Annotated in this window: 7 protein-coding genes; all 7 read right to left on the reverse strand. The window is 62.0% G+C overall.

Annotated features, from left to right (window positions below):
* Positions 1 to 403: UDP-3-O-(3-hydroxymyristoyl)glucosamine N-acyltransferase (locus H5U38_11600; protein MBC7187667.1), on the reverse strand; the 403-nt coding region annotated here is incomplete at its 3' end.
* A 26-nt stretch (positions 404 to 429) separates the two neighbouring features.
* Complete coding sequence (locus H5U38_11605; protein ID MBC7187668.1) at positions 430 to 984, reverse strand: OmpH family outer membrane protein; 555 nt, start codon at positions 982 to 984, stop codon at positions 430 to 432.
* 76 nt (positions 985 to 1060) lie between these two features.
* Positions 1061 to 3388, reverse strand: a complete 2328-nt coding sequence (gene bamA / locus H5U38_11610) for an outer membrane protein assembly factor BamA (protein MBC7187669.1) — start codon at positions 3386 to 3388, stop codon at positions 1061 to 1063.
* Between the two features lie 82 nt (positions 3389 to 3470).
* Positions 3471 to 7577 (reverse strand): translocation/assembly module TamB domain-containing protein, encoded by a 4107-nt coding sequence (locus H5U38_11615; protein MBC7187670.1) that lies wholly within the window; start codon positions 7575 to 7577, stop codon positions 3471 to 3473.
* A 202-nt stretch (positions 7578 to 7779) separates the two neighbouring features.
* Positions 7780 to 8469 (reverse strand): isoprenyl transferase, encoded by a 690-nt coding sequence (locus H5U38_11620; protein ID MBC7187671.1) that lies wholly within the window; start codon positions 8467 to 8469, stop codon positions 7780 to 7782.
* A 262-nt stretch (positions 8470 to 8731) separates the two neighbouring features.
* Positions 8732 to 9841 carry a tetratricopeptide repeat protein gene (locus tag H5U38_11625; GenBank protein MBC7187672.1) on the reverse strand — a complete coding sequence of 370 codons (1110 nt, stop codon included), beginning with the start codon at positions 9839 to 9841 and terminating at the stop codon, positions 8732 to 8734.
* 78 nt (positions 9842 to 9919) lie between these two features.
* Positions 9920 to 10703: S-methyl-5-thioribose-1-phosphate isomerase (gene mtnA / locus H5U38_11630; GenBank protein ID MBC7187673.1), on the reverse strand; the 784-nt coding region annotated here is incomplete at its 5' end.

Below are 10703 nucleotides of genomic sequence, written 5' to 3' on the forward strand. Positions count from 1 at the left end.
TGACGTTGCGCCCCAAGCGCACCTGGCGGCCGACCACCGCCAGCGGGCCGATGGCCACTCCCTCGCCCAGCTCAGCAGAGGGGTCGACCACCGCCGCAGGGTGGACGCCGGCTGGCAAAGTCTCCTCTGGTGGATGGAAGAGCAGCACCGCCCGGAGGAAGGCAAGATAGGGGTCCTTGACGCGAATGGCCGGAATGGGACATTCGCCCTGAAAGTCGTGCCCGAGGATGATGGCCGAGGCGCGCGTGGATGAGACGAACTTGGCGTACTTGGGGTTGGCCAGGAAAGTCAGCTCCCCTTGGTGCGCGTCCTGGATCTTGCCCAGACCGGTGATGCGCACCTGTCCATCCCCGGTGACCGTGCCACCCACGCGGGCGGCGATGTCAGCCAGCGTCATCGCCACGGGTCGCTCGCCAGCTGCCCCGACCTCTAACCTTTGGAGCTGGTGGTCTTGACGCTCTTGTTGAGCTCCTCAATCACGCGGTCCGTGAGGTCTGGCTGGTCTGGCGCCGCGTACACGATGTTGCCGTTGACGCCGTCAAAGATGTAGGTGAACCCTTCTGCCTCACCAATCTTCTTGATCACCGCGGTGATGGAGTTGATGATGGGCTCCATGAGCTCCCGTTCCTTGCGGAAGGCCTCGCCATTCTGTCCCCACTTTTCCATCTGGAACTGCTGGATGCTCATGTAGAGGTTCTGGATCTCCTGCTGCTTTTCCTGCTTGCGCTGTTCACTGAGCAGCAGGCTCTGGGATTCCAGCTGGTCGGACAGCTCTTGCAGCTGGCGCTGCATCTCCCGCACCTGGGCCTCCCAACCTGCATTGATCTCGTCGAACTTTTTCTGCGCGTCCTGCGCCTCTTTGTAGTTCTGCAAGATCTTCTGCGAGTTGATGTAGCCGATCTTCATCTTCTGCGCCAATGCTGCGTCGGCAACAAGGGCAATGACCAACAGGCCCATCACCAAGGTCAAAACGCGTGCTTTCACTGTTACCTCCTCGCGCTTGCTGATAAGACTGCTGCCGCTCGCGGAACGCGACGGCTCCTCCGTTCACGCTTGTTTCTCAAAAACCTCTGCCAAAGACAAAGTGAGGCACCCACCTGCCACGCCGCTCTCCTGTTCTGGCGTCGACGTTGTCAAAGCCGTAGGCATAGTCAAAGCCGAGGATGCCGATCATGGGCATGTACACGCGCGCGCCCAGGCCGACGGAGCGCTTGAGGTCGGTGGGGTCCGTGCGCGTCATGGTCGGCCAGGTATTGCCCGCCTCCGCGAAGATCAGGCCAAACACCGTAGGGTTGGGCACGATAGGCAAGCGCAGCTCGGCAGTGTACTTGAGCAGTACGCGGTCACCCATGGCGCTTGCGTAACCTGCCAGTGGATCCTGATAGCCGCGCAGTGGCGTGGAGCGCGACATCCCCTCGCCGCCGATGAAGAACAGGTCGAGGTACGGGATGCGCGAATCCCGGGCAAACCCGTCCATGTAGCCCGCTTCCAGGCCCAAGTGGAGGATCAACTGCCAGAAGGCCGGCAGGAACCAGTCGCTGGAGAACTGATGCTTGTGGTAGCCGACGTTGCCACCCAAGGGGCCGCCGGCAATCTGCGTCTGCACAGTGACCTGCGAGCCGCGCCGTGGAAACTCCGGATGGTCGAGGCTGTTGCGGGAGATGATCTGGGCAATGCTGCGGCTGGTTAATGGCCCCATCTCCTCGTAACGCTTGAAGTAGGGGTTGGTCTCCAGCAAGATAGGCAAAAAGTCCGACAGCTGCGTCTGGTCCACCGCGAAAATCCAGTCCCCGCGGAAGTAGTTGTCCGGCCAGCGGAAGCGCCTCCCCACGCGCAGCGAACCGCCACGGCTGCGCTGCCGGTAGCCGATGTACAGCGGGTCCCGCCTTGTGTCGTAAAAGCTGAAACCTGCCAGCGTGGGCGTGTCAAGTAACCAAGGCTCGGTGAAGCTGATCATGAACGACCTGAAGCTGCGCCCAAAGTTCCAATCAAAGCTCAGGCGCTGGCCGTTGCCGAACAGGTTGTTCATGGACACGCCGATGCTGCCAATCATCTTGTCGCGCTCGCTCCACCCGGCAGACATGTTCGCCGTGTCGGTGGACTTTTCTTCCACTTTGAACTCGACGTCCACCTGCTTCTCGTCCACGGGTTGCACCTTGGGTTCCACGTTGGCGAAGTAGTTGAGCATGTACACCTCGCGCTGGCTGCGGATCAGCAGCTCGCGGTTGAACACTTCGCCCGGCCGGATGCGCAACTCGCGGCGTATCACTTTCTCCTTGGTCTTGGTGTTGCCAGTGATGTGAATCTTGTGGATGTGCGCCTGGTCGTTCTCCATCACCACGAAGTGGATGTCCACCCGGTCATTGCCCACTGGGCGCTCCTTGGGGCTGATGGTGGCGTAAATGTAGCCGTTGTCGTAGTACAGACCGCCGATCTTTTCGAAAACGGCCTTGTTCAGCTTCCCCTTGTCGTAGATGTCGCCCTCTTTGAAATCGAGCAGGCGGGCCAGCTCCTCCTGGGAATAGACCTTGTTTCCTTCCCAGGTGATGCTGCCGAACCGGTACTGTTCCCCTTCGTGTACCCAGATGGCGATGTACATATCGTCGCCGGCGCTGCCGTAGTAGACCGAGTCACGAAGGATCTCGGCATCGCGGTAGCCGTGGTTGTGGTAGAACTCCACCACCTTCTCGAGGTCCTGCTCATATTTCTTCCGGTCAAAGTCCGCGCCGCGCCACCAACGGTCCTCTTTGGTGTCCTTCATCTGTTTGCGCAACTTGCCGTCGTCGAAGGCGACATTGCCAAGAAAGTCGATCTTCTTGATCTGGACCTTCTTCCCTTCGTCGATGACTACGCGCACCACGACGCGGTCAGGTGTCTCGGTGGGACGCACCTGCATGTCGATTTTAGCCAGCAGATGGCCCTTCTCCTTGTAGGCATCCTTGAGCTTTCTGCGCGCGCGCTGCAGAGCCCGCTGACTGACCACCTGACCGCGATAGAAGTTCAGCTTGTTGTCGATCTCTTCCTTCTTGAGCTTCTTGTTCCCCTCGATCTCCACTTTCTCCAACCGCGGGTACTCGCTCACTTTGATGCTGAGGAAGACCCCATCGGCCACTTCGCGATCGAGCAGGATCTGCACGTCCGAAAAAATATCCAAGCTCCAGAGCTGCCGAATGGCGTTCTGAATGTCGTCGCTGGTGATCTGGTTGCCCACCGTGAGGCCGGAACTGAGGCGGATCATGTTCCCGTCCGCGGTCTTGTTGCCTTCCACCGACAGGCCCAGCAGTTTGACGCTGCGCTTGCCTGTCTGGCCCAAGAGCGCGTTGCCATTGACCATCAGCATGACCAGCGCCAGGCCGGCGATGAGCACTTTGAGGGGTCGAAACCTCACAATCCTACCTCCATTTCTTGCGCTGTCAATGTACAAAATCCCGAGAAAATTGCCAAGGAAAAAAGTGCCTTTCCCATGGCGCTCAGAAGGGGAACCAGTGCCTGATCCATAGACGGGTATCGTCCTTGCGCCACAGCAGCAGTCCGTCGTAATCGTACTCCATTTCGATCAGCAGCTTCGGGTTGATGCGCAGTTCCAGGCCAAGGGTGTGATGCAGGCCCAGGCCCGGCACCTGGTACCGATAGTCAAGCCCCGACTCGAGCTGGCCGGTGTAGACCAAATACAGGTCGTCGCTCAGGTACTTGCCCACGGTCAAGCGACTGCTGCGGAGCAGGTAGAGCTTGCTGGGCATGGGCGTGGTCGCCAAGTTCATCTCGATCAGATTGCGCGTCAGGCGAGAGCTGAGGCGCACCACGTCCAGGCCAAGGTAACGTTCCAGGCGGCGTTCAAAAGGCCGGAAAAGGGGACGGAAGACTAGATTGTCGGCGCTGATGCCGATGACATCCACGGTCTTTTGGCGCAGACGTTCAGGCGTGTAGCCCAAGCTGGCGAGGAGCTGCGCCTCGTTGCTCCCCAGCGCGGCGTTGTCGGAGGAGAGCTGGAAGCGCAGCTCATCCCAGCGCGCGCGGTAGCGCTGGTCCAGCACCCGCTCATCGACTCGCCGCCCCTCCAGCGCCCGGTCCACGGTGGCCAGGGTAAGATAGATCTGCGAGGGGATGCCGTTGGAATCGGCAACCGTCGTGTAGGCCCTGCCGTAGACCACCGGCACTAACGTGTTGCGATCGAATTCGATGCCCGCCTGCTCCAGGCGGAAGTTCATGTCCAAGTACTCCACCGTGCCGCGGGTCGACCTGAGCTCGCCCTCGATGCGGAAAGTTTCGTCGCGCAGCTGTCCGGTGAAGCGCAGGCCCCCGTAGCGCTCATCCAGGTCCAGCGTCACGTACACATTGTCCAGGCCGCCTGGCAGCTTCTTCACATAGCGGGTGTTGGTGCCCGGAACCACGCGCAGATCCCATTCCACCATTTCCAGCAGCTGGGTCACCTCCGGGCTCACCCCCTGGCCGCCGCCGTTGAAGGGGTATCCGAAGCGCACGCCATGGAGCACCATGGTGCCGTACAGGATAGGCCGCTCTGCAGGGCCGGCTATGCAGAAGCGGTCATTACTGCCGTAACCCAGCAGCTGGAACCGCCCATACTCGCCAGGCTCCATGAGCCCAGGAATACTGAGCACCACGCCGTCCGGGGAGGTTTCCACCACGAGGATGCCGAGGCTGACGCCGAGGTCTTCTAGTTCAAATGGCTGCAGTGCCCGGCGATATTCCTTGCCCACTGCCGGCACATTGTAGATGACGAAGGGCTCGCCTCCCATGAGGCCGCGCAACTCGCTCACCTCCACAAAGCGGCTCTCTGGGTGCAACCGCAACGTCCCCTGCAGCTCCTTGACCACTGGCACGACCGAGGCAAAGCGCAGCACCCCGCGCTCGATGTTCAGCTCTCCCTGTTCGAGACGCGGCGCTGCCAAGGTGCCGCCGATGCGCAGATGCAGGGTACCACGGCTCTTCGCCTCCTTGACGAAACCGCTCGCTTCGTCCACCAAAGCCAGCGGATCCCCCTGTCCAGCGATCTCCACGGACATCGGGTCCGTGAGGTTCAAAGGCAGCGCTCCTTTGCCCTGAATGCCGAAGGCCCCCTTCCGGACCAGGCGCAGCACAGGCATCCAGGCGTAGTCGCGTCCGCTCGCTCCGTCGGGAACGACCTCTGGCCGCCCTGCCAAGACCAGGCGCAAGGTGTCGAAAGCGACGCCCAAGAGCTGGCCCTCCACCAACGTCGCGTCGCCGTTGACCGTCACGCCTTGCGGTCCGCCCTGCACCAGGAGGTGGAGGTTAGCCTGCCCTCTTATCACCTCCGTCTTCCCGGTCGCCGCCGCAACGACGGTCGCAAGGTCGACGTCAGCCCCGGTCAGTCTCAGCTGTGCAATGCGCCGGCCTGGTCCAAGCAGGCCCTCGGCGCTGACGATCTGCCGAGAGCCATGGCGGATGGCCAGTTGGCGGAGGGAGGCAGTCGAATCCTGCACTTGAAAGGCAACTTCCCCAGCGAAAGGCCCCTGCCGATGGAAATAGGCGCTGGCAAGCTGTAGTGCGCCCTCGATGCGCGGCGATCTCGTCGATCCGCCCAGGCTGATCTCGCCGGACAGCTGACCCTGGACTACCGTATCCGCGAGCAGCGCGAAATACTCCAGAGGTGCCCCCCGCAGACGCAGGCGCCCCTGTATTTTGCCTCCCTCGATCTTGAGCCCGCCGGTGACCGATTCGCCCAGCATGAGGCGGCTCAGCTCCACCACCCCCTTGCGGAGGTTCAGTTCCAGCACGCCATCAACCGGCTCCCGGTCCACGGGGAAGAACTTCGTACTGCTGCGCCAGGAGCGACGCTGTTTGCTGCCAAGGAGCACCCCGCTTGCGCTCAGAAGTGGGTGGACGAGGTCGTTGGCGTCCCGCCACCGCCCCTCCACAAGGGTGGCGAGGCTGTCGCTGCGGCCGCGCAGCGCCACATCGCACTCAAGGCGGCGGAGTTGCGCGCGGGCCGGTAGCTTCCACAAGACCGAGGCCGGCCCCTGCAGGTTCTGTCCCTCGATGGAGAGCTGCCGTCCGCGCACTGCTGCCTGGAGACGCAAACCGCCCGGGCCCTGGGCTATCACTTCTGTCGTGCGGTCCGCGTAAGCCAGCGTCCCTTGCATAGGCACGGCCGCCCCGTGCTCGTCCAGCAGAGTCAGGCCGAACCGACCGCGCACCCATGGGGCAGCCACTGAGCCACCAACCTCCACGGCGAACGAATCCGGACAGCTGGCCACAGCCGCAGCGAGTGCACGGCGGAGCTCACCAGCCGCATCCCCACGGCCGCGGAGCTGCGCCTGGAGCTGTGCTCCCGCCTGGGTGAAGGTCACCGTTGCCGCGCCTTCGACACTATTCCCGAAGCAGTTCAGCCGCAGGTGCCGAACCCTGAGCACCGAGTCCGCATAGGAGAAACCGACCTGTGCCTGTCTGGCCGCGACTGCCCCCACTTTGAGGCGCGGAAAAGACGCCCAGCCGCTGGCCCGCAAGGAGTCCAGGCGCCCCTGCAAGGCCACCTCCAGGGTCGCCTTGCCGGAGAGCCGCACCTTAGCCGAGGGAGCCACGACAGGGGCCAGCGTCTCCAGCTCGATGCCCCGGCCGCTGAGCACCAGGTCCAACTGGGGCCGCAGCAAGTCCCACAGGCGCCCTCGTAGGGTGAGCTCCGCCTTTTGCGCCATCCCTTGCGCGGCGAGCTCCAAGGTGTCACCCTTGCTGTCGATGGCAACGGAGAGATCGTCCAACGCCACCTCGGTGCCGCGCAGGAGCACGCTGCCTTCGGAAAGTCGCAGTGAGCCGGTCAACGCCAGCCCCCAGGGCCAGTTCGGGGCTGATCGCACCGCGAAGGATCCCTCGATGTTTCCCTTCTGAGGAACTATCTGCCCTTTCGCCAGGGGCGGGACTTTGCTCACGTCATAAGCGTGCAGGGCGACCTCCGCCTGCTCCAGCTTCAGGCTCGTCAGGTCGAGGATCCCGTGCAGGTCGAGGTTTCGCCCCCGGGAGGAGAAGAGCTTTCCGGTCAAATGGAAAGAGGCGCGGGTGCCCTGATCGGCCACGGCCATCCCTTCAGCATCCCGCACTACCACCAGCTGCTGTCCTGTGCTGTCGGCAAGGATAATCTGTCCGCCGCTGATCGTGAGTCCCCTCAGGAGAGCGAATGGCTTCTGGCCAGCAGCGGGGGGAGAAGGCTGCAGCTGTGGCGCACTGGGTGCCAGCGGGGCCTTGCTGGTGGCCGACTGCCGGCGGATAGTCAAACGAGGATTGACAACGAGGGCGTTGCCCCCCATTTGCGCGGACTCGAGTCCCCCCAACAGGAGGCGCACCAGACTGAAGCCGAGGCGCACCTCGTCAGCATGCAGGAGAAAGGTGCGACGGTCAAGCTGTACGTCGCGAAGGTGGAGCGTACCAAAGCCCACCTCCACGTGGCCCACCGAGAGGCCTTCGCCCAGTGCAGGCCTGACCGACTCGATCACCAAGTTGCGGATGTGCTGGCTGGCACCGCTGATCCGCCAGCCGTAGTAGGCCACCAATCCCACCACCGCCAGCACAGCCACCACCAGCAACACCCAGCGACGTTCACGCATGGCGCCTCATCACAAGGGAGACTCCAGAAAACCAACACTTAAACCGAGCCCTGTCGGGCAAAGTTCCGACCCCAACTGCCAAGGTTTTAGGAAGCTGCGCACAAGACCACCACAGGTATTCCGCACATGGGGTAAGATCGCGAAGAAGCGGAGCGCTGGAGGGAGACCCCGCGGTCACTGCCTCGGCTGGAGCACCGGGGCGTCAGCCGTCGACGAGCTGTTCGCTCACTCGCCCAAAACGACGCTCCCTGCGCTGATAGGCCTCAATTGCGGCGAAGAACTCTGCCTTGCGGAAATCTGGCCAAAGCACATCAGTCACGTAGATTTCGGTGTAGGCCAGCTGCCAGAGCAAGAAGTTGCTGATGCGCAGCTCACCGCTGGTCCTGATGAGCAGATCGGGGTCAGGAATGTCCCGCGTGTACAGACAACGCGAGACCGTGGCCTCATCGATCTGCTCTGGCTTCAGCTCACCGCGCAGGGCAGCGGCGGCAATGGCCTTTACTGCGTCCACGATCTCCACGCGGCCACCGTAGCTCAGCGCTAAGTTGACCGTCAAGCCTGTGTTCTTGCTCAGGCGCTGCACCGTGGCCATCACGCCGCGGCGAGCCGCAGGCGGAAGGTCTTCGATGTGGCCGATGGTCATCAGGCGCACGTTGTTCTTGTCTAACTCGTCCACTTCGCTGCGGATGGTGTCAAGCAGCAGCCGCATGAGGGCCGAGACTTCGTTGCGCGGCCGCCGCCAATTCTCCGTGGAAAAGGTGTAGAGCGTCAGCACCTGGATGCCCAGCTCGCCGCAGGCCTCCACCACCGCGCGCACCGAGTTTATCCCTTCTCGATGGCCCGCCACGCGCGGCAAGCCCCTCTGCTTGGCCCAACGACCATTGCCGTCCATGATGACGGCCACGTGGCGCGGCAGCCCGCCGCGCCGCTTAATCCGCTCTCGGACTATTTCAAGTTCGTCACCCACCGCCACATGCCTCAACAAGATACTTTCAACTGCTGAAAAGAAGTTACGCGAAACACTGCTCAAAATCAAGGGAAAACTGTACCCTAACCTTGGACCCGCGCGCCCCAAGAACGATCATAGACGTGCCGCGCTACCAACAAAAAGGCCCCGCGCACGCGGGGCCTCGCACGCCAATTTCTGCTTGCGGCTACTTGCGCAGCTCAGCCGCGCGGTCAAAGGCCTTCTCTCCATCCTCGCGGCGGCCACAGTTCACATAGGCCACGCCGAGGTTGTACCACGCGTTCGCATTCTCCGGCTTGAGCTGTACTGCCTTCTCCAAATAGGGGATGGCACCGCAGTGATACTTCTCGATCTCCTTCTTCAGGGCGTCGATCTCTTTGTCCGTGAAGCGCTTCCCCTTCTCCTCTTCCTCTACCGCTCGCTTTCTGATCTGATCGCCGATGCTCAAGTAGGCGTTGCCCACGTTCACCAAGGCGTCGGCGTCGTTGGGGTTTTTCTCGATCACCTTCTCAAACTGCGCGATTGCCTGCTCGTAGTTGCCGCGCAAATAGTGCAAGCGGCCAAGGTTGAAAAGGAGATCTGCATTGTCTGGCTGTTGCTGCAAGGCCTTCTCGTACTCGCCCAGCGCCTTGTCGCCCTCGCCCATGTAGTCGTAGGCCAAGGCCTTGCTGGCGATGGCATCGACGTCGGTGGCATCCAGCTCCAGCCGCCGGTCAGCAACCCTCAGCACCTGCGGATACTCCTCAGCCTGCATGTAGAGCGAGGTCAGAGAGCGATAGGCGTCCTTATCATTTGGGGCAAGCTCCACCACCTTCTCGTACATGGCAATAGCTCGCTGCAGACTGTCCAGTTGCACATAGGTGTAGCCCAGGTTCTTGTAGGCCTCAATGTGGTTCGGATCGATGACAAGACAGGTCTGGAAGTCGTTCTTGGCTGCCTCGAGCTGTCCGGCGTTCACCTTCTTGACGCCATTGTTGAAATAGGACACCCAATGTCGCTCGATTTCGTGCTTAATGCGCGGCTCAAAACGAGGCGAAATGGCCAGCGAGGCGTCAAACTCTCTGCGCATCCCCTGGAAATCCCCGCGCTGCGCGTAGGCCTGCCCCAACAGGAAATGGGCTTCTGCGTCCTGGGGATAGAGCTTCACCGCCATCTCTAACTGCTCAGTCGCTTTGGCCCAGTCGTCTTGCTGGATGTACACCTTGGCCGACGTTACTTCCTTGGACTGGCACCCCAACAGGACAAGGCTTGCTCCCAGAAGCACCAGCACCCCGACAGCGATCAACCGTTTCTGCATCTTGCATCTCCCTCATGAGAATGAGACTTTTCCACCCCCGCCAATGACGGCGAAATATACGGCAAAACTCTTACTAAATCAAGCACTATTTCGCAGCTTTTCCGCAAACGGCGGGGTGATCACTCCTTTTTCGGTGATGATGGCACTCACCAGCTCGTGCGGCGTCACGTCAAAGGCGGGGTTATAGACCTTGATGCCTGCCGGCGCAATTTGCACCCCAAAGCCGGAGATGAGCTCTTCCGCGCCCCGCTCTTCGATGGGAATGTCGGCGCCGGTGGCTGTCTCCAAGTCCAGCGTCGAGCTCGGCGCCGCAACGTAGAACGGAATCTGATGACACCTGGCTACCACCGCCAGGTTGTACGTGCCCACCTTGTTGGCCACATCACCGTTGGCGGCGATGCGGTCCGCCCCCACCAGAACGCAGTCCACCCGCCCCTGCTGGATGAGGAAAGCCGCGGCCGCGTCACAAATCAGGGTGACGTCGAAGCCGGCCTGGAGCAGCTCCCAGGCAGTGAGGCGCGCGCCCTGCAGCAGTGGCCTGGTCTCATCCACGTACACGGTGACCTTTTTGCGCATCTCGCGTGCAGCATAGAGCACACCCAAGGCAGTGCCATAGCCGGCGGTGGCCAGCGCGCCCGCATTGCAGTGGGTGAGTACCGACACCTGCGCTGGCAAGAGAGCCGCCCCGTGCTGGCCGATGCGCTCGCACATCTTGCGGTCCTCTTCCATGATGGCCATCGCCTCTTTGACCAGCAGCCGCGTAATCTCGCTCACCAGGCGGCTGGGGTTGCGACCCACCACCGCGCGCATGCGCTGCAGCGCCCAACTCAGGTTAACGCCGGTGGGACGCGTCTCCTTCAGG

The sequence above is a fragment of the Calditrichota bacterium genome, from assembly GCA_014359355.1.
Classification (GTDB): domain Bacteria; phylum Zhuqueibacterota; class Zhuqueibacteria; order JANLFK01; family Oleimicrobiaceae; genus Oleimicrobium.